Origin of the sequence: Enterobacter sp. 03-F-07-AD-ECC (assembly GCF_047530935.1) — a bacterium.
Classification (GTDB): Bacteria; Pseudomonadota; Gammaproteobacteria; order Enterobacterales; family Enterobacteriaceae; genus Enterobacter; species Enterobacter cloacae.
Genome location: NZ_JBLKBZ010000020.1, coordinates 42,974 through 62,891 on the forward strand (window position 1 = coordinate 42,974; position 19,918 = coordinate 62,891).

General features: G+C 55.5%; 17 protein-coding genes. 9 read left to right on the forward strand and 8 right to left on the reverse strand.

Features of this window, described 5'->3' with window-relative positions; all coding sequences use genetic code 11:
* Positions 1-12: 12 nt before the first annotated feature.
* The 4 genes from ACMWKA_RS20925 to ACMWKA_RS20940 form a co-directional block, all read right to left on the reverse strand.
* A complete protein-coding gene (locus ACMWKA_RS20925; protein WP_057072866.1) occupies positions 13-1,044 on the reverse strand; it encodes an ABC transporter substrate-binding protein in 1,032 nt (343 codons plus the stop codon).
* Between the two features lie 13 nt (positions 1,045-1,057).
* Positions 1,058-2,359 (reverse strand): MFS transporter family glucose-6-phosphate receptor UhpC, encoded by a 1,302-nt coding sequence (uhpC, locus tag ACMWKA_RS20930; protein WP_038418774.1) that lies wholly within the window; start codon positions 2,357-2,359, stop codon positions 1,058-1,060.
* An 85-nt stretch (positions 2,360-2,444) separates the two neighbouring features.
* The gene (locus ACMWKA_RS20935; RefSeq protein ID WP_013095791.1) at positions 2,445-3,986 is read right to left on the reverse strand and encodes an MASE1 domain-containing protein; all 1,542 of its coding nucleotides are present in this window, start codon (positions 3,984-3,986) and stop codon (positions 2,445-2,447) included.
* Positions 3,986-4,615, reverse strand: coding sequence for a response regulator transcription factor (locus tag ACMWKA_RS20940; RefSeq protein ID WP_013095792.1), 630 nt, complete (start codon positions 4,613-4,615; stop codon positions 3,986-3,988). The genes ACMWKA_RS20935 and ACMWKA_RS20940 overlap by 1 nt, the downstream gene beginning before the upstream one ends.
* Before the next feature lie 241 nt (positions 4,616-4,856).
* On the opposite strand from ACMWKA_RS20940, the gene tauA reads away from it, so the two are divergent.
* Genes tauA through tauD form a run of 4 tightly spaced genes read left to right on the forward strand, consistent with a single transcriptional unit; the run spans position 4,857 to position 8,266 of the window.
* The gene (tauA, locus tag ACMWKA_RS20945; RefSeq protein ID WP_414760577.1) at positions 4,857-5,819 is read left to right on the forward strand and encodes a taurine ABC transporter substrate-binding protein; all 963 of its coding nucleotides are present in this window, start codon (positions 4,857-4,859) and stop codon (positions 5,817-5,819) included.
* A 10-nt stretch (positions 5,820-5,829) separates the two neighbouring features.
* On the forward strand, positions 5,830-6,597 hold the full coding sequence (tauB, locus tag ACMWKA_RS20950) for a taurine ABC transporter ATP-binding subunit (protein WP_284957751.1): 768 nt from the start codon (positions 5,830-5,832) through the stop codon (positions 6,595-6,597).
* Positions 6,594-7,421: a taurine ABC transporter permease TauC gene (gene tauC, locus ACMWKA_RS20955; RefSeq protein ID WP_414760578.1), complete on the forward strand. Its 828-nt coding sequence runs from the start codon at positions 6,594-6,596 to the stop codon at positions 7,419-7,421. The genes tauB and tauC overlap by 4 nt, the downstream gene beginning before the upstream one ends.
* Positions 7,418-8,266 (forward strand): taurine dioxygenase, encoded by an 849-nt coding sequence (gene tauD / locus ACMWKA_RS20960; protein ID WP_013095796.1) that lies wholly within the window; start codon positions 7,418-7,420, stop codon positions 8,264-8,266. The genes tauC and tauD overlap by 4 nt, the downstream gene beginning before the upstream one ends.
* A gap of 105 nt (positions 8,267-8,371) precedes the next feature.
* Here tauD and ACMWKA_RS20965 read toward each other — a convergent pair whose 3' ends face one another.
* Positions 8,372-10,072 (reverse strand): lysophospholipid acyltransferase family protein, encoded by a 1,701-nt coding sequence (locus ACMWKA_RS20965; protein ID WP_058684251.1) that lies wholly within the window; start codon positions 10,070-10,072, stop codon positions 8,372-8,374.
* A gap of 127 nt (positions 10,073-10,199) precedes the next feature.
* On the reverse strand, positions 10,200-11,174 hold the full coding sequence (gene hemB, locus ACMWKA_RS20970; protein ID WP_013095798.1) for a porphobilinogen synthase: 975 nt from the start codon (positions 11,172-11,174) through the stop codon (positions 10,200-10,202).
* Positions 11,175-11,625: 451 nt separating this feature from the next.
* Here hemB and ACMWKA_RS20975 point away from each other — a divergent pair, with 451 nt between their 5' ends.
* Together ACMWKA_RS20975 and ACMWKA_RS20980 are read left to right on the forward strand one after the other, a co-directional pair.
* Positions 11,626-14,460, forward strand: coding sequence for an autotransporter outer membrane beta-barrel domain-containing protein (locus tag ACMWKA_RS20975; RefSeq protein WP_163363350.1), 2,835 nt, complete (start codon positions 11,626-11,628; stop codon positions 14,458-14,460).
* Positions 14,461-14,548: 88 nt separating this feature from the next.
* Positions 14,549-15,172, forward strand: a complete 624-nt coding sequence (locus ACMWKA_RS20980; protein ID WP_013095800.1) for a helix-turn-helix domain-containing protein — start codon at positions 14,549-14,551, stop codon at positions 15,170-15,172.
* On the opposite strand, the gene ampH is transcribed toward ACMWKA_RS20980, so the two are convergent.
* Positions 15,169-16,335, reverse strand: a complete 1,167-nt coding sequence (gene ampH, locus ACMWKA_RS20985) for a D-alanyl-D-alanine-carboxypeptidase/endopeptidase AmpH (RefSeq protein ID WP_414760579.1) — start codon at positions 16,333-16,335, stop codon at positions 15,169-15,171. The genes ACMWKA_RS20980 and ampH overlap by 4 nt on opposite strands.
* A gap of 204 nt (positions 16,336-16,539) precedes the next feature.
* Here ampH and ACMWKA_RS20990 point away from each other — a divergent pair, with 204 nt between their 5' ends.
* From ACMWKA_RS20990 to ACMWKA_RS21000, 3 genes are all read left to right on the forward strand, one after another.
* A complete protein-coding gene (locus tag ACMWKA_RS20990) occupies positions 16,540-17,073 on the forward strand; it encodes an isochorismatase family protein (RefSeq protein WP_029882454.1) in 534 nt (177 codons plus the stop codon).
* Positions 17,074-17,188: 115 nt separating this feature from the next.
* Positions 17,189-18,409, forward strand: a complete 1,221-nt coding sequence (sbmA, locus tag ACMWKA_RS20995; protein ID WP_013095803.1) for a peptide antibiotic transporter SbmA — start codon at positions 17,189-17,191, stop codon at positions 18,407-18,409.
* Between the two features lie 13 nt (positions 18,410-18,422).
* Complete coding sequence (locus ACMWKA_RS21000) at positions 18,423-19,520, forward strand: DUF1615 domain-containing protein (RefSeq protein ID WP_414760580.1); 1,098 nt, start codon at positions 18,423-18,425, stop codon at positions 19,518-19,520.
* Here the strand turns inward: ACMWKA_RS21000 and ACMWKA_RS21005 are convergent.
* Positions 19,517-19,819 (reverse strand): DUF2755 family protein, encoded by a 303-nt coding sequence (locus tag ACMWKA_RS21005; protein ID WP_013095805.1) that lies wholly within the window; start codon positions 19,817-19,819, stop codon positions 19,517-19,519. The two genes, ACMWKA_RS21000 and ACMWKA_RS21005, sit on opposite strands and share 4 nt — an antisense overlap.
* Between the last annotated feature and the right edge of the window lie 99 nt (positions 19,820-19,918).

Sequence of the window (19,918 nt, forward strand, 5' to 3'; positions counted from 1 at the left end):
CTGTTCGCGGGCTTATTTACCCATCTTCACGTCGCTGACCCATTTATTGATCAGCGCTTTACGCACGTCCGTGGAGCCGTACTTGTCCATGTCATAGCTGATGAGCTTGAGGTCATCGAGCTTGAGCGAGTTCGGTGAGGTCTCGGCTGTGGTGTTGGTCAGGATTTGGTAGGATTTGCCCTTCTTCCACGCCAGCTCCTGCGCTTCTTTGGAGAGCACCCAGTCCACGAACAGCTTCGCGTTCTCTTCGTTGCGCGCGCCCTTCAGAATGCTTACACCGCCAATTTCATACCCGGTGCCTTCGCAGGGAGAGATCAGTTCCAGCGGTGCACCCTGCTCTTTTTCCAGCGAGTAGTCGTGCAGGAAGCCGATGCCGATGGCGGTTTCACCACGTGCGGCGTTACGCGCCGGGGCAATGCCGGATTTGGTGTACTGAGACACGTTGCCGTTCAGCTGTTTCAGGTAGTCGAAGGCCTGATCTTCCCCCCACAGCTGGACGAAGGTCGCCAGCGCGGTATAGGCGGTGCCGGAGCTTTGTGGATCGGCAATCTGGATCTCGCCCTTGTATTCCGGTTTGGTCAGATCCTTCCAGCATTTGGGCACCGGCAGATTTTTCTCTTTCAGGCGCTGGGTGTTAACGCCAAAGCCTAAGATCCCGACATAGACCGCAGAGGAGTGGTTGCCCTTCACCTTGGCCGGATCGCGGAATTTCTCCATGATCTGTTCCAGGTTTTCCGATTTATAGGGCTGGAGTAACCCCATCTCACCGGCCTGGGACTGCGGATCCAGCGTGCCGCCGTACCAGACATCGGCCTGCGGGTTTTTCTTCTCGGCATCCACCTTCGCCAGCGTGCTGCCGGAACCGTTGCGGATAAACGAGGTTTTAACATCGTACTTTTCACCGAATGCTTTGGTTTCCACTTCGCACATTTCGTTAGTGGCGCTGCAGTACACCACCAGACGGCCTTTGGCCTGTGCGGCACCGGTTAAGGTAGCCAGTGCGATCCCGGAAGCAATGAGGGTAGAGAGAAGCGTTGTTTTCATTATTCAGCCCTTTTTATGACGTTATGTGACTGCGAGAAGCGGTGATGCCCGCCATCAGCAAGGGCATCAGTAATAAACCCATCAGGACGGCGGCAATCGAGAGCAAACTGAACATCCCTGACCAGCCGTAGCGTTCAATTACCTGCGACAGCGGCCACCCGGCCAGCGAGGCGCCCAGATAGGCAAATACGCCGAGAAAGCCGGTAATCGAGCCTGCCGCCTGTTTGTGTCCACACTCAACGGCGGCAAGGCCAATGAGCATCTGCGGACCGAAGACGAAAAATCCGACCGTAAAAAAACACATCGCCAGCAGGGCATAGTGATGAACCGGTGCCAGCCACAGCGCAGCGACAGACACCATCAGCCCCAGCGTGAACAGCAAAATCATCGGTGCACGCTGGCCGCTGAACAGCAGATCTGATCCCCATCCAGCAAATAACGCGCCCAGTAACCCACCCACTTCGAACAGCATCACCGTGGCGTTGGCGCTAAGCAGGTTCACGCCGTGGCTTTCTGCCAGCCAAATATTGCCCCAGTCGTTCAGGGCGATGCGGATGAGATATACCAGCACATACGACGCCCCGAGCAGCCAGATCATCGGGTTTTGCAGCATGGTGGTACGCAACATCTGCCATAACCCCATCGGCGGGCTTTGCTGCTGCTGGCGCAGCTCCAGCGGATCGCTACGCCACTCCCCGACCGTGGGCAAACCCTCCTCCTGCGGTGTACCCCGCAGTTGTGTGGTCAGCCACAGGCCGAGCACGATGCTGATGATCCCCGGTGTCAGCATCGCCGCCTGCCACCCCCATCGATGGGCGGCAACGGCGCAAATCAACGGAATAATCGCGCCACCGATATTGATGGAGGTATTCCAGCAGCCCCACCAGAAGCCGCGTTCGTTACGCGAATACCAGTGGGTCAGCAGCCTGGCGCAGGGCGGCCAGCCCCAGCCCTGAAAGAAGCCGTTCAGCGTCCAGATAAACAGAAGCAGCGGGAACGCATCGCTAAAGCTGAACAGCACGTTCAGCACGCCCGTAGCCAGCAGCCCGATGCCCATAAACGCGCGCTGTCCGTGGCTGTCGTGCCAGAGCCCGGCGGCGAATTTGGACAGCCCGTAGCTGAGATAAAACAGCGAACCGATAAGCCCGATATCGCCCTTGCTCAGCCCCAGATCCAGCTGCAGCGCGGGTAAAACATAGTTCAGACTTTTTCGCGTCAGGTAAAACGCGGCGTAGCCAATCGCCATACAAAGGAGCAGCCTGGGGCGCAGCGCCCGGTAACGTTGTGAAACCTCTTCAGCAGACAGTGCGTGCATGGCGTTCTCCGTTTGAGATGACTGTAGGGAAGTGCGGCATAAATGGGATGAGACAAAGTCTGGAGTGACTAAGACTTTTTCCTGGTCAGAGCGGCGTTTGTTGCAAATTTGTGGGCAGGTTAACAATTACGCGCGTCCCAGGAAGGGATTCCAGCGTCAGTTCGCCGCCGAGCGCAGAGACGCGCTCGCGCATACCCTGAATGCCAAAGCCGGGCTGCTGCTGCGGGCTAATGCCGCTACCGTTATCGTGCACCTCAAGGTACAGCCGCGCGTGCCGCTGGCAGAGCAGAATTGTGACTTCGCTTGCGTTGGCGTGTTTGCAGACGTTGTTGAGCAGCTCCTGAAGCAGGCGATATAGCGTAAAGACCAGCGTTTCGCTCTCCGGCGGCGTGGGAAGCCGGTAGTCAAAGTGGCAGCGGATCCCGCGTTCAGCAAAGGCGAACTCGTTGACCAGGTGGTGCAGAGCCTCGTGGAGCGACAGCTCTTCCAGCACGGGGGGGCGAAGCTGGCGCAAAAGCTGGCGTGTGGAGTGGTGAATACGCCGCGCGAGATCGTTGATCTGTCCAGCGGCCTCAATGGCGAGCGGCGTATCGCTCGTCCGCTTCACCAACTGAGACTGAATCTGGATAGCGGTGATGTTCTGGCCAATCTCATCATGAAGCTCGCGCGCCAGCAGCTTGCGGGTGTCCTCTTCGGAATGGATCAGTTTCTCCGCCAGCGCCCGCCTGGCCTGAAGTTCATTCTCAAGTCGATGGCGATAGCGTTCGAGGTTCATCGCCAGATGCTGCTGGCGGCTGATAGCGATTCCCAGGCCAATCCCCAGCAACGACTGGGTAGAGAGAAAAATTTCCAGTTCGAGAAGGTCGCTAAATCCGACGCCCACCTGGCGGGCAATGGTGATCATCATGCTGCCGAGCAGCCCGGAAAGGACACCACCCTGCCAGCCGAATTTCCACGCCATCACCACGTTGGGCAGGAACACGATAATCAGCAGCAGCCGCTCCAGCGCCGGGGAGAGCACCATCTGCGTGCCGATGCCGATAATGAAAAACAGGCTGCACCAGATAATCAGCGAGGTGCGCAGCGGCGGATTGCTGGTGTCCAGCCCCAGCAGATGGTAACGATGCTGCTGGCGTAAAAATTCGAAGACCAGATAGACGAACGGCGTAAGCAGCACGCCACCCGTAAATGAGCCGAGCAAAAGCAGCGTGGCCGGGCTGTCCAGAAAGGGCGACAGGAGCAAGGTTTGCAGTAGGGCATTCACCGTCACCGCCGCAATCAGGGTCGACAGCCGCTGCCAGTAGAGCGGGAAACGGTGCCAGTACCGCTGCGCCAGCCAGGCGCTGACTATGCCGATAAGCGGCACAGTTAGCATCATATAACGTGTGAGGAGTTGCTCGCCGTGCAGCCACAGAATGGCGGCAAGGGGGGGAAGAATTAATGCAGGCCAGTAGTGGCGTGAAAGTAAAATCATCAGTGCCAGCCACACCCCCTGCGGCAGAAACAGCACCGCCTGCTGGCCGTTGTGGGTAAGGTAGAAACTCAGCGTCCACAGCATCAGCCAGCCGGTTCCCCAGGCCAGCATAATGAACAGGGACAGGATCAGATGCCGGACAGCGCGCCGCATCAGTGACCCGTCAGCAGTTGGTTATCAAGCGCAAAGTGCACCAGGTCGATGGTGCTGTTGCACTGAAGCTTGCCCAGTACATTGGCACGATGAACGTGTACTGTTTTATGGCTCAGCGCAAGCGTATAGGCGATCTCCTTCACGCTTTCTCCTTTCACCAGCAGTTCAAACACTTCGCGTTCGCGCGGGGTGAGCGCCTCAAGCACTTTTGGCATCGGCTCGCCGCCGCGCAGCGCTTTTACCGCATCGGCACACAGATAATGCCCGCCCATGCCGACGGTGCGCACGGCCTGCACCAGTTCCTCCGGGCCGCAGCGCTTGGTCAGATAGCCGCTTGCACCCGCGTCGAGAGCACTTTGCACAAAGGCCGGGGTATCGTAGATGCTCAGGATGATGGCGCGAAACGTTGGCCGCTGCTGGCGCAGGCGCTTGAGCAGGCTAAGACCGTTTTCGTCCGGCATCGCAACATCCATCACCGCCACGTCGATATCGTTACGCGATAGGACGGGCCACGCCTCTGCAGCGCTGCTGAACTGACCCTCTACGACTAAATCCTCTTCCAGATTTAACAGTTGGGCGAAACCGGAACGCACCACCACGTGATCGTCCACCAGCACCACTTTAATCATCTCGACACCTTTTGCTCATTCGTTGACCTATGATGCCCGTTGCCGACGGGCTGGCAATACTGCGGCTGCGGTTATGGAATCGATGTAACAAAATTGCAATAAAGCCACAGCCCACTTTTTTAACTATCCTTTCCCGCTTTTTTTCTAAAAACGAATCGTTATTAGCGATTCGTTTTAATTCCTTTATCAAAATTCCCGCGCCGGAAATACTGCCCTCATAACAACAAGGGGAGCAGACAGGATGGCAATTACATCGCGAATTACATTACTCGGCGCGCTGGCGCTGTGGGCATTTCAGGCGCAGGCGGTGGACGTCACCGTCGCGTATCAGACCTCCGCAGAGCCTGCGAAAGTCGCGCAGGCGGATAACACCTTTGCCAAAGAGAGCGGCGCAAACGTCGACTGGCGTAAGTTCGACAGCGGGGCGGCCGTGGTGCGTGCGCTTGCGTCCGGCGACGTGCAGATTGGTAACATCGGTTCCAGCCCGCTGGCGGTAGCGGCCAGCCAGCAGGTGCCGATTGAAGTTTTCCTCCTCGCTTCACAGCTGGGTAACTCCGAAGCGCTGGTGGTGAAGAAAAACATCACCAAACCGGAAGACCTGATCGGCAAGCGCATCGCCGTGCCGTTCATTTCGACCACTCACTACAGCCTGCTGGCGGCGCTGAAACACTGGGGCATCAAGCCAGGCCAGGTGCAAATCATTAATCTGCAGCCACCGGCGATTATTGCGGCCTGGCAGCGCGGCGATATTGATGGCGCATACGTCTGGGCACCGGCTGTCAATGAGCTGGAAAAAGACGGCACCGTGCTGACCGACTCCGAAAAAGTGGGCCAGTGGGGCGCGCCAACGCTCGACGTGTGGGTGGTGCGCAAAGATTTTGCCGAGAAACATCCTGAGGTCGTGAAGGCCTTTGCCAAAAGCGCCATCGACGCTCAGCAGCCCTATATCAGCAACCCGGATGCATGGCTGAAGCAGCCTGCCAATCTCGAAAAACTGTCCCGTCTGAGCGGCGTGCCGCAAGCGGACGTTCCGGGGCTGGTGAAAGGTAATACCTATCTCACGCCTGCCCAGCAGGTACAACAGCTGACCGGGCCGGTAAACAAAGCGATTATCGATACCGCCACGTTCCTGAAAGAGCAGGGCAAAGTGCCGGCGGTGGCGGCGGACTACAGCCAGTACGTGACCGATCGCTTTGTGAAATAAGGGGGCTGCGATGCTGAATATTACAAATCTGTCTGCTGATTACGGTGGCAAACCGGCCCTGGAGAACATCAACCTGACGCTGGACAGCGGTGAGCTGCTGGTTGTGCTTGGCCCGTCCGGGTGCGGGAAAACCACGCTGCTGAATCTGATTGCCGGGTTTGTGCCATATCAGCATGGCTCCATTCAACTGGAAGGTAAAAAAGTAGAGGGCCCGGGCGCTGAGCGTGGGGTGGTCTTTCAGAACGAAGGTCTGCTTCCCTGGCGCAACGTGCAGGAAAACGTGGCGTTTGGGTTGCAACTGGCGGGCGTAAGCCGTGAGCAACGGCTGGCAACAGCACGGGACATGCTCAAAAAGGTCGGTCTTGAAGGGGCTGAAAAACGGTTTATCTGGCAGCTTTCCGGCGGTCAGCGTCAGCGGGTTGGTATTGCCCGCGCGCTGGCGGCCAATCCGCAGCTTTTGCTGCTGGATGAGCCGTTCGGGGCGCTGGATGCCTTTACCCGCGAGCAGATGCAAACCCTGCTTTTACGCCTGTGGCATGAAACGGGTAAACAGGTGCTGCTGATCACCCACGATATCGAAGAGGCGGTGTTTATGGCGACCGAGCTGGTGCTGTTGTCCCCTGGCCCGGGGTGCGTGCTGGAGCGGCTGCCGCTTGAGTTTGCCCGTCGCTATGTCTCGGGGGAGCCGGTACGCAGCATCAAATCCGATCCGCGGTTTATCGAACAGCGTGAATACGTCTTAAGCCGCGTGTTTGAACAACGGGAGGCCTTCTCATGAGCATCGTCTTCAGCGAGAAAACGCGACGCGCGCGCCCGGCCTTACGCTGGCCTTTCTCGCGCCAGATAACACTCAGTGTCGGCACGTTGCTGGTGTTGCTGGCGGTCTGGTGGCTGGTTGCCGCGCAGGCATGGATCAGCCCGCTGTTTCTGCCGCCGCCGGGGCAGGTGCTGGCAAAACTCATCACCATTGCCGGGCCGCAGGGCTTTATGGACGCCACGCTCTGGCAGCACTTAGGGGCAAGCCTGGCGCGCATTCTGGTGGCGCTACTGGCTGCGGTGATAATCGGCATTCCGGTCGGGATCGCGATGGGCTTAAGCCCGACGGTGCGCGGGATCCTCGACCCGCTGATTGAGCTTTACCGTCCGGTGCCGCCGCTGGCCTATCTGCCGCTGATGGTGATCTGGTTCGGCATCGGTGAAACGTCAAAAATCCTGCTGATTTATCTGGCGATTTTCGCCCCGGTTGCCATGTCGGCTCTGGCGGGTGTTAAAAGCGCTCAGCAGGTGCGGATCCGCGCGGCGCAGTCGCTGGGAGCCAGCCGGACACAGGTGCTGCTGTTTGTGATTTTACCGGGCGCACTGCCGGAGATTTTAACCGGATTACGCATCGGCCTTGGCGTGGGCTGGTCAACGCTGGTGGCGGCAGAGCTGATCGCCGCCACCCGAGGGTTAGGGTTTATGGTGCAGTCGTCGGGGGAGTTTCTGGCGACTGACGTGGTACTGGCCGGGATTGCGGTTATCGCCGTGATCGCCTTTGGATTAGAACTGGGGCTGCGTGCGCTGCAGCGTCGTCTGACGCCCTGGCATGGAGAAATACAATGAGTGAACGTCTGACCATTACCCCGCTGGGGCCATATATTGGTGCGCAGGTGTCGGGCCTGGATGTGACCCGTCCGCTGAGCGATAACCAGTTTGAGCAGCTTTATCATGCGGTGCTGCGCCATCAGGTGGTATTCCTGCGCGAACAGGCAATCACCCCGCAGCAGCAGCGCGCCCTGGCACTGCGCTTTGGCGATCTGCATATCCATCCGGTTTATCCGCATGCGGAAGGGGTGGAGGAGATTATTGTGCTCGACACGCATAACGATAATCCGCCGGACAACGACAACTGGCACACGGATGTGACGTTTATCGAGACGCCACCTGCAGGGGCGATTCTTTCGGCGAAGCTGCTGCCGGAGACGGGCGGCGATACGCTGTGGGCCAGCGGCATTGCGGCCTTTGAGGCGCTGTCCGCACCCTTCCGTACCCTGCTGAGCGGCCTGCGGGCGGAGCATGACTTCAAAAAATCGTTCCAGGAATACAAGTACCGCAAAACAGAAGCGGAGCATCAGCGCTGGCAGGAGGCGGTTGCGAAACATCCGCCGCTGCTCCATCCGGTCGTGCGCACCCATCCGGTAACCGGCAAGCAGGCGCTGTTTGTGAATGAGGGATTCACGACGCGGATTGTGGACGTGACGGAAAAAGAGAGCGAGGCGTTGTTACGTTTCCTGTTTGCGCATATCACCAAACCGGAGTTTCAGGTGCGCTGGCGCTGGCAGGAGAACGATCTGGCGATCTGGGATAACCGCGTGACGCAGCACTATGCGAATGCGGATTATCTGCCACAGCGTCGGATTATGCAGCGGGCGACGATTTTGGGAGATAAGCCGTTTTACCGTCCTTGAACCATCGCACCCGTAGGCCGGGTAAGGCGTAGCCGCCACCCGGCAATTGTGCATCGTTCTTGCCGGGTGGCGCTGCGCTTACCCGGCCTACAAAAAACCGCACAGTTAAAGGTGCGCCTCAATATACCGCTGATAGCGGTTTGCCTTGAGGTAGCACAAGTCCACCAGCACCAGCCCGTCGATGCAGTTGTTGAACGCCGGGTCGCTGCCAAAATCGATAAACTGCACGCCGCCGGGTTCACACAGCTCGGAATACTGTTTGTAGAGCGGTGGAATACCGCACCCCAGATTACCGAGCAGGGATTTCAGCTTCGTCAGGTCATCCACGTAATCGACCCCGCCAAACTGCGCCAGCACGTCCGGCAGGGAGGCCGGATAAGGCTGACGTGACGCGGCTAAGGGATTTGTCGCCGGGAACCAGAGGCGGTAAAACGCCACCAGCAGATCCCGTGCGGCAGGCGGTAAGCCACCGGAAATCGAGACCGGGCCAAAGAGGTAGCGGTAGTGCGGATAACGTGCCAGATAGGCACCAATACCGGACCACAGATAGTCCAGACCGCGACGACCCCAGTAGCGCGGTTGAATAAAGCTGCGCCCCAGTTCAATACCGTGTTCCAGCACGTCCTGCATTTTATCGTCGTAGTGGAACAGACTGTAGCTATAAAGCCCTTCCAGACCGCGTTGCTCGACCTGTCTGGCAGTGGGCATAAAGCGATAGGCGCCGACGATCTCCAGATCGTCTTCATCCCACAGGATCAGGTGCAGATAGTCATCGTCGTAACTGTCGGTGTCCCGACGTTTACCGCTCCCTTCCTCCACGGCGCGAAACGCGATCTCGCGCAGGCGTCCCAGCTCGCGCAGCAGGGGAGCCTCTTCCTGTCCGTTGCGTTGCCACAGATAAATAGTTTTGCCATCGCTGGTTTTGCCCAGACATTCAGCCTGGGCCAGCTCGCGCTTCAGCGTGGCCCGGTCTTCCGGACGGGCAATGGCGCATTGGGTTTTAAAGACGCCAGGCACTCCCTTGCCAAGACGTATCACGTGCTGACGGCACTGCTCGGCCATCTCACGCGATGAAAGGGTTGTGCTATACCAGTGATGCCAGGCTATCTGCTGGCCGATCTTTATCGGTAGCTGGCTGTGGCGGCGGCGGAACATCTGCTGCATCAGCAAGAGCATCGATACGGTGGGGGACACCAGCGTGCTGGCATAAAAGAGCAGGCTGTTGTGTGCCTGAATATGCACCGGCAGCAGCGGTACGCGCAGCTTACTGGCGAGTTTAATAAAGCCGGGGTGCCATTTTTTATCGCGGATCCCTTTGCGCGTAGGACGGGACACTTCTCCCGCCGGGAAGAAGATCAGCACACCTGCGTTTTGCAGATGCTGTTCCATCTGCATCAGGGACGTTTTTGCCGTTCTGCCGCCCATATTGTCCACCGGAATAAACAGCGAGCTAAGCGGTTCAAGGTGGGTCAGCATCCGGTTAGTGACGACTTTCACATCGCGCCGTACACGGGAAACGGCATACATCAGCGCCAGCCCGTCCAGCGTTCCGGTTGGGTGGTTGGCAATAATGACCAGCGGGCCATGTTCAGGGATTTGTTCGAGATCGCGGGCGGAAACGGTGCAGAGAATATCGAGGTGCTCCAGAACTTGCTCCACCATATCCAGGCCTTTCAGATGGCGGTGTGTCGCGGCAAATTGCTGGAATTCTTCTTCGTAGAACAGTCTTTTTAACAGACTTTTTTGCCAGGGTGCAGGCCTCGCCTGAGGCCAAAGGTCGTCGAGAACGCTATCGAGACTAAACATGGTTACTCCTCCTGCCGTCTTGCTCAGACAGTAGAAGGGAGAGATGTCGGTTGTATTGCAGTTTGGTGAAGATTAGCGCAGAGAGGAGGCCGGGTAAGGCGAAGCCACCACCCGGCGCTAAAGCGGATTAACGCAGAATTTTCTTCTCGGCCAGATCCAGCGCAAAGTAGCTGAAGATCAGATCCGCGCCAGCACGTTTGATCGCGCCCAGGCTTTCCAGGATCACTTTCTCTTCGTCGATGGCACCCGCCTGCGCGGCGAATTTGATCATCGCGTACTCGCCGCTCACCTGGTATGCACCCAGCGGCAGCTCGGTGCGCTCGCGAATGTCGCGCAGAATATCCAGATATGCGCCAGCTGGTTTCACCATCAGGCAATCTGCGCCCTGGGCTTCATCCAGCAGCGATTCACGGATGGCTTCACGGCGGTTCAGCGGGTTCATCTGATAGGTTTTGCGATCGCCCTTCAGCGCAGTACCGGCCGCTTCACGGAACGGACCGTAGAACGAAGAGGCAAACTTAGTGGAGTAGGACATGATGGCGGTATCGGTGAATCCGGCCGCATCAAGCGCCTGGCGGATCGCCTGAACCTGCCCGTCCATGGCAGCGGAAGGTGCGATGAAATCCGCACCGGCTGCTGCAGCTACCACCGCCTGCTTGCCGAGATTCAGCAAAGTGGCGTCGTTATCGACACCGTGATCGCACAGCACACCGCAGTGGCCATGAGAGGTATATTCACAGAAACAGGTGTCTGACATGACGATCATTTCCGGCACGGTCTCTTTGCAGATCCGCGACATCCGGGCGACCAGACCGTCCTCTTTCCAGGCATCGCTGCCGGTAGCGTCAGTGTGGTGGGAGATGCCAAAGGTCATCACCGAGCGGATCCCCGCGTTGGCGATACGTTCGATCTCACGCGCCAGATATTTTTCCGGAATGCGCATCACGCCTGGCATGGCGTCGATGGCTTTGTAGTCATCGATCTCTTCTTCAACAAAAATCGGCAACACCAGATCGTTTAAGGTCAGTGTTGTCTCTTCAAACATAGCGCGCAGTGCAGGTGACTTGCGCAGACGACGGGGACGAGCAATTAAATCGGTCATGATATGCCTGACGTTTGTGGAACAAAGAAGGCTAGTGTACATGAAAGTGGGGGAGAGGGTTTTACGAAAGTAGGCTTTTTGTTAATGCGAAATGGGGTTTGCGATGTTTCACATGGTCAATATATATAACCAACGTCAGCCTGTTTTTCACACGCTCGAGATATTGGTGCGATTTCTAAATTGAAGTAAATATATCATTAATAATGATCTATTATTCTTTATTATATTTTCTATATTTATGTCAGATGATTTTAATTCGCTGTTTTTATAGTGTTTATTTATAATTTTTAATGTCGTTGCATTTTTTTCATGTTATTAGTCTGGATACGGACTTAATGGAATCATTCATTGAACCTTTTCGAAATGAAAATGCATAATTCCCTCCGCAATACAATGTTGCCAAATGATTTGATGGACAAACTTGCTTACGTCCCTGAGGAGGGATGACCCAATGCAAACATGGAAAAAGAAACTGGTTGTATCACAACTTGCATTAGCCTGCACCCTGGCTATCGCTTCTCAGGCCAATGCGAAAGATATTTCTGGTACCACATATAATACCTTCGGATATGATAATTCAGCATCAACACCCTGGTATTATGGCTACGCTGACTGGGATTACTCGGATGCCACCCACGACGGTGATATTTATCCGGTGATTAATAAGTCAACGGTGAACGGTGTTATTTCGACGTACTACCTTGACGATGGTGTCAATGGAAGAGCGAATGCGCTGAGCATTTCTAACAGCACCATTAATGGCATGATCACCTCGGAAAGATGCGTGACTACTACATGTACTGGAGGCGTAGACTCCGATGATACGACCCATACACAGTACGATCGTTTTAGCCTGACAGTAGATCACTCCACCATTAACGATACCTATGAGCATTATGCGTATGATGTTCTGAATGGTGACAACACCGAAACCCACTATCTGGATACCTATGGACTGGGTAATGCGATTACGCTGGATGTGGAATCGGATATTGTTATCCAGAACAACTCCCACGTTGCGGGCATCACGCTGAAGCAGCACGAGCACTATCAGGCGCAAGATAACACTCCGTACGATGATGTTGAAGGCGTTGCCAATAGCAGCAACGTATTTACCAACACGCTGGTGGTGAAAGACTCTGTACTCACGTCGGGTGCCTACAATGATTTAGGTACCAACGGTTTCTATGGGCAATCTGCGAAGCCAAGCGATTACGGTGAAAACGGCGCAACAGCTTATGATTATGATGATGCGGCATTAATTGTAGAGGCTGATAAACTAGACCTGTCAGACACTTCACAAACGCCGCAGGCATTACTCAAGACAGACGTTGCGATGCAAACCACCGCAACCTTCGATCATTCGACGATCACTGGCGATATTCTCTTTACTAGTACTTTTGATAATAACTTCTATCCGAATGGCGACCCGGCAACCGATACCACCGAAGACGGTGTATATAACCCAACCACCAACGGCTGGGATGGTACCGATAAGCTGGATGTCACACTGACAAACGGCAGTAAATGGGTGGGAGCCGCTCAGTCTAAAGTTGCTATGATCGACGTAGATGATATGTACGGTCTGGGCTATAGCAACGTTGACTGGAGAACCCTGACTCCAAACAGCATCTGGCCTGATTCCACCTACGACACCAACGGTCACGTTGCAGGTGAAGAGGTCTACCAGAGCGGTCTGTTCAACGTCACCCTGAACAACGGTTCAGAGTGGGATACCCGCAAACTGTCTAACATCGACACGCTGGCAGTGAATAACCAGTCGCAGGTCAATGTTGAAAACTCTGGCCTGCTGGCGGATTCCATCACCCTGACCAACGCCTCTACCCTGAATATTGGCGACAGCGGTGCAGTGGCGACAGACAGCCTGTATCTGGACAGCTATAGCCGTGCCGCGCTGACGGAAGAAACGGCTGAACTGTATGCCAACACCATCACCGTCGACAACGGTGCGGAACTGGCACTGGGCCTGGGTCAGGTGGACACGCACAACATGGTGCTGACCGATGGCGGTGTGCTGAACGTTGCCAGCCGTGACTACGTGCTGAACAGCGATCTGAACAACGCCCGCTTTATCACCAACGACAAGAGCAAAGCAGATTACGACTATGGCGTCGTGGCGCTTAACTCAGACGGTCATCTGGCGGTGAACGGTGATGTGGCAGGTAACTACACCGTGCGTATCGACGATGCGACCGGCGCCGGTTCTGTTGCTGATTATAAAAACAAAGAGATCATCCGCGTTTATGACAATAACGCAGACACTGCGGCCCGCTTTACGGCAGCAAACAAAGCCGATTTAGGTGCCTATACCTACCAGGCGCAGCAGAAGGGTGACACGGTTGTTCTGCAGCAGAAAGCGCTGACTGACTACGCCAATATGGCGCTGAGCATTCCGTCAGCGAATACCAATATCTGGGATCTGCAGCAGGATACCGTTGGAACCCGTCTGACTAACAGCCGTCACGGTCTGGCCGATAACGGCGGGGCGTGGGTGAGCTACTTCGGCGGCAACTTTGACGCTGACAATGGCGTTATCAGCTACGATCAGGACGTAAGCGGGATTATGGTTGGTCTGGATACGCAGATTGACGGTAACAACGCGAAGTGGATCGTTGGTGGCGCGGCAGGTTTTGCGAAGGGTGATATCAGCGATCGTACCGGTCAGGTTGATCAGGATAGCCAGACGGCGATGATCTATGCCTCTGCGAAGTTTGCCAACGATATCTTCCTCGACAGCTCCCTGAGCTACACCCGCTTCAATAACGATCTCTCCGCGACGATGAGTAACGGTCAGTACGTGGACGGTAATACCACAACAGATGCGGTAGGTTTCGGTATGAAACTGGGTTATGACTGGAAACCAAACCTGTCCGGCTACGTCACGCCTTATGCGGCAGTGTCTGGGCTGTTCCAGTCGGGTGACGACTACCGCTTGAGCAATGACATGCGAATTGATGGCCAGTCTTACGACAGCCTGCGCTATGAACTCGGTGTCGACGCAGGGTATACCTTCAACTACGGCGGCGATCAGGCTTTGACGCCATACGTCAAACTGGCGTATGTGTATGACGATGCTGATAACAATGCGAACGTGAATGGCGACAGCATTGATAACGGCGTTGAAGGCTCTGCGGTGCGTGTGGGTCTGGGCACACAGTTCAGCTTCACCAAAAACTTCAGTGCATACACGGATGCCACTTACCTGGGCGGCGGTGACGTTGACCAGAACTGGGGCGCCAATTTGGGTGTGAAATATACCTGGTAAAGTATAAAAGCGGGGGGAATATATCCCCCGCTTTGTCATCTAAAAAAAATAATATTGAACCGACAAATACGGATGTCCAGAGGTCTGCATGAAAGTTAATGCGAAACCACTTTCTGAATTAAGCCGGCTCGAACAGTGTTTGAAAGTAGCCAGTACCCCATTTAAATCTGCTCCCCAGCAGATTATTTCAAATGATGATAATGATGAACCCAGCACCTTTGTATTACAGACCGGCGTAATTGAAATCTATCGCCGTTCAGACGAGTTGCTGATTGGCATTGCTACTGCGCCCTTTATTCTGGGGCTGACTGCAGGCATGCTTGATTACAGCAAGGAATATCGGGTCGTTGCCAAAAATCCGTGCACAGGCTTTTATTTACCTGCTTCGACCTCTCTGCAGCTTATTCAGCAAAGTTCTCTCTGGAAAGAAGCTTTCTGCTGGCTGTCCTGGATTAAATCCATTCTGGAAAAGCGGGACAGGCAACTGGTAGGAAATAACTCCTATCACCAAATCCGCGCCATGCTGCTGAATATGGCCGAATGGGATGAAACCCTGCGCTCAAAAATTGGTGTGATGAATCATATTCAACAAAGCACGCGCATTTCGCGTTCGGTCGTGGCAGAGGTGCTCGCTGCGCTTCGACAGGGGAACTACATCAATATGAGCCGGGGCAAACTGGTTAGCATCAACCGTTTGCCCACGGAATATTAAGGCTGGACGGAGGCGGTAAGCACCTGGGCTTTATTGGCGCTGAGCTCAGCCACTAAGTTATTGATGCCATCGCTCATATTGACGAAACGGGTATTTGGCGAGCGGGTGACCACCACAAAAGCGCCCACGTTGGACTGGGGGATCATTGCCATATAGGTAATGAATCCTCCACCACCCCCCGTTTTCTGAATAATGCCCGGACGGCCATTTTTAGGTGCCATATATACCCAGCCCAGACCGAGGGCGTCGGCTTTACCCGGCACGTCCATACCGATCACGCGGTGCAACTGGCTGCGCTGGTAAATCAGCGTCTGCATACGGTCGGCCTGATGGCTACGTGAGTAGAAGTCTGATGAGAGGAACTGCTGCATCCAGCGCATCATGTCGCCAGGGGTGGAATAAACCCCGCCGCTGCCGATGGCTGCCAGCGTGTTGTTACACGGGCTGGCACCTTTTTCGGCGACCATCAGACGGCGGCACTGATCCGGTGATGGGGTGAAGGTGGTGTCCTTCATGCCCAGCGGGCGCGTGATCTGCTCTTCAAACAGCTGCGTATACGGTTTGCCCGCTGCCGTCGACAGCGCATCGGCCAGCAGGTCAAACGCCAGGTTGGAGTAAGAGGCCTGAGAACCGGGCGCGGACTTCAACGTGGCTTTGCTCAGGTAGTTCCAGCGCTGTTCACGCGTTGGCCAGACAAAAACGTCGCGATGCGCCGCACCCCCTGGCTGCTCGCGAGGCAGGGCGCTGGTATGCGTTGCCAGGTTGACCAGCCTTATCGGCATTCCCTGATACGTCGGGACACGTGCGCCCGGCGGAGCATACTTGCTGAGCGGATCGTCGAGTTTCACCACGCCCTGGTCCAGCAATTTCACCAGCATTTCGCTGGTCATCAGCTTGGTCAGGGACGCGATGCGGATGACGGAATCCAGTTGCGGATGAACATTATTACCGGGACGCGTTTCACCGAAACTGCGAAACACGCGCTGATTACCGTCGATGACGACCATCGCCATTCCCGTCGCGCCGCTGCCGTAATAAATCAGGTTCGCGTAGCGATCGGCAATATCTGATGCCAGAACGGGCGCCGTCAGCGGTTGGGCTGCCTGGGCGGTTGAGAAGCTCACCGCACACAGCGCGGCGAAAAAGAGCAGACAACGTTTCAACGAAAAGCATCCATAGTGTGAATGAGGAAAGTAATGGGTATTTATACTACTAAACCGTACGGTGCAATGCCCCGAATTACATAACGATAACCAGAAAAACGTAACTGCGAGTAAATCAGAAGAATTTACTTACTGTCAGTCTCCCATTTTGTGACATCGGCCTTATGATAGAGGGCTGTGTTACTCAATCTTGCGGAGAAGGGTATGTCCGGAAAGCGTGTGGTTATGGTTGTCGATATGCAGCAGGGGGTGTTCGAAACGCCTCGTCATCAGCGTGAAAAATGTGTTTCATTGATCAATCAGCTTACGCAGGCAGCCGATCGGGTGATTTTTATTCAGCATACTGAGCCTGGTGGTCTGGAAGAGGGCAGTGACGGGTTTGCCTTGCTGCCAGAACTGCATCAGCCTGCAGATGCCCTCTACGTGACCAAGACGGCCTGCGATGCGTTCTATAACACCTCGCTTGAAACGCTGCTCCGCGAGCAGGGGATCCGGGAGTTTGTCATCTGCGGTTGCGCTACTGATTACTGTGTCGATGCCACGTTCAAGAATGGCGTCAGCCGGGGCTACCACATCACCGTGGCGGAGGATGCGCATACCACCGCGAATCGCCCGGCGGCCGAAGCCCGCATTCTGATTAACCACTACAACGACGTCTGGCGCAACTTCATTGCGCCCGCAAACCCGCCCGCGGTGAAACGCACCGAAACAATTCTTGAAAACTGGAAAGCGAACTAATAATAAACCCTCGGGTCTGACCTTTTTGCCTGCGCCAGGCACCTGGCCCAGGCAAGATTTTCGTGTGGTGATGTGTTGAGCACAGCAACAGCCATAACAACAAGAAGGATGTATCATGTTTAAGTCTTTTTTCCCAAAGCCGGGGCCATTTTTCCTGTCGGCATTTATTTGGGCACTGATCGCTGTCATTTTCTGGCAGGCCGGCGGCGGAGCGTGGTTGACGCGCATCACGGGCGCGACGGGCGAAGTTCCCATTAGCGCGGCGCGTTTCTGGTCGCTGAGCTATCTGCTGTTTTATGCCTACTACATGGTCTGCGTAGGGCTTTTTGCCCTGTTCTGGTTTGTCTATTCGCCACATCGCTGGCAGTATTGGTCGATTCTGGGCACGTCGCTGATCATCTTTGTCACCTGGTTTCTGGTGGAAGTGGGAGTGGCGGTTAACGCCTGGTATGCCCCGTTCTACGATCTGATCCAGAGTGCGCTGAGTTCACCGCATAAGGTGACTATCAATCAGTTCTACCACGAAGTTGGCATCTTCCTCGGTATTGCCCTTATTGCGGTGGTGATTGGCGTCATGAACAATTTCTTTGTCAGCCACTACGTCTTCCGCTGGCGTACCGCGATGAACGAACATTATATGGCGCACTGGCAACACCTGCGTCATATCGAAGGCGCCGCACAGCGTGTGCAGGAAGACACCATGCGTTTCGCCTCGACCCTTGAAGACATGGGCGTGAGCTTTATCAATGCCATTATGACCCTGATTGCCTTCCTGCCGGTGCTGGTGACGCTCTCGGCGCACGTGCCGGACCTGCCGATTGTTGGTCATCTGCCGTATGGCCTGGTGATTGCCGCTATTGTCTGGTCATTAATGGGAACGGGGCTGCTGGCCGTGGTGGGGATCAAGCTGCCTGGGCTGGAGTTTAAAAATCAGCGCGTTGAAGCGGCGTATCGTAAAGAGCTGGTGTATGGTGAAGATGACGCCAACCGCGCCTCGCCGCCAACCGTACGTGAACTGTTTGGCGCCGTGCGTCGCAACTATTTCCGTCTTTACTTCCACTATATGTACTTCAACATTGCGCGCATTTTGTATCTGCAGGTGGATAACGTTTTCGGTTTGTTCCTGCTGTTCCCGTCCATTGTTGCGGGTACGATAACGCTGGGTCTGATGACACAGATCACCAACGTATTTGGCCAGGTTCGCGGGTCGTTCCAGTATCTGATTAGCTCCTGGACCACGCTGGTGGAACTGATGTCCATCTACAAACGTCTGCGCAGCTTTGAACGCGAGCTGGACGATCGGGATCTGCAGGAAGTCACCAATACATTTAGCTAAAAAGGGAATTGCTATGTCTTTTGCCGTACCGCGTACATTATCGCTCTCTTTACTCGCCGCACTCGTGCTGGCGGGGTGTGCCGAAAAAGGGGCCACCCCGCTTAAAAAAGGTGAGAAACCTGTAGATGTGGCGAGCGTGGTGCGGCAAAAAATGCCCTCTACGGTGAAAGACCGCAATGCGTGGGCCGAGGCATTAGCGAAGACCTTTGAAAGTCAGAAAATTGCCCCTACCGAGGAGAATATCTGCTCGGTACTGGCAGTGGCGCAGCAGGAGTCAATGTACCAGTCAGACCCGGTGGTGCCGGGGCTGAACAAAATTGCCTGGAAAGAGATCGACCGTCGCGCGGAATCGATGCATATCCCGGTGTTCCTGGTGCATACCGCCCTTAAAATCACCTCGCCAAACGGCAAAAGCTACAGCGATCGGCTGGACACGGTGAAAACCGAGAAACAGCTGAGCGCCATTTTTGATGATTTCATCAATATGGTGCCGATGGGGCAGAAACTGTTCGGCTCGCTTAACCCGGTGCATACCGGCGGCCCGATGCAGGTCAGCATTGCGTTTGCCAAGCAGCATACGGACGGTTATCCGTGGAAAATCGACGGGACGGTGCGCCAGGAAGTCTTCTCCCTGCGTGGCGGACTGTGGTTTGGCACGTACCATCTGCTGAACTATCCGGCGAGCTACAGCGAGCCGTTGTACCGTTTTGCTGACTTTAACGCGGGCTGGTATGCCAGCCGAAACGCGGCGTTTCAGAGTGCGGTCAGCCGTGCCAGCGGGGTGAAACTGGCGCTGGACGGCGATCTCATCGCCTACGGCAGCAGCAAGGCGGGGACAACGGAACTGGCGGTGCGCAAACTGTCAGCAACGCTTGGCATGAGCGATAGCGACATTCGCCGTCAGCTGGAGAAAGGGGATAGCCTGGCGTTCGAGAAGACGGATCTCTACAAAAAGGTTTTCACGCTGGCCGAGAAGAAGAGTGGAAAAGCGTTACCGCGGGCAATCCTGCCGGGTATTCAACTGGAAAGCCCGAAAATCACGCGTAATCTGACAACGGCATGGTTCGCCAAACGCGTCGACGATCGTCGGGCTCGTTGCATGGGACGTTAATGGCGACGACGCAGGCGTACGACTAACGCGACAACACCGAGAATCAGACAACCCGCGAGGAAAGGGACAAGGCCAAACAAGGTGCTCACACCCAAACCAATCTCAACCCGCGGGCGTCCGTTATCCTGCACCTGCATCAGATGTTCATAGACGCCAGGCGCGTGAACCAACATGTTGAGAAGCTGAGAGCCTGCCCAGAAGCAGAACAGGACAAACAGGGCATACGCAATATTACCCGCAGTGGAGGTTTTTGGTGGTGTGCCGCCAAAAATCGGTTTCGACAATGTAAAGTCAGCCATAAAGACCTCCGGAAATATCACTCTGTTAATACGCTTCGCACACGGTGAGTTTGACAGGTCATAGCATTTGTCAATATCAGAATCGTGGTAATTTCCCCT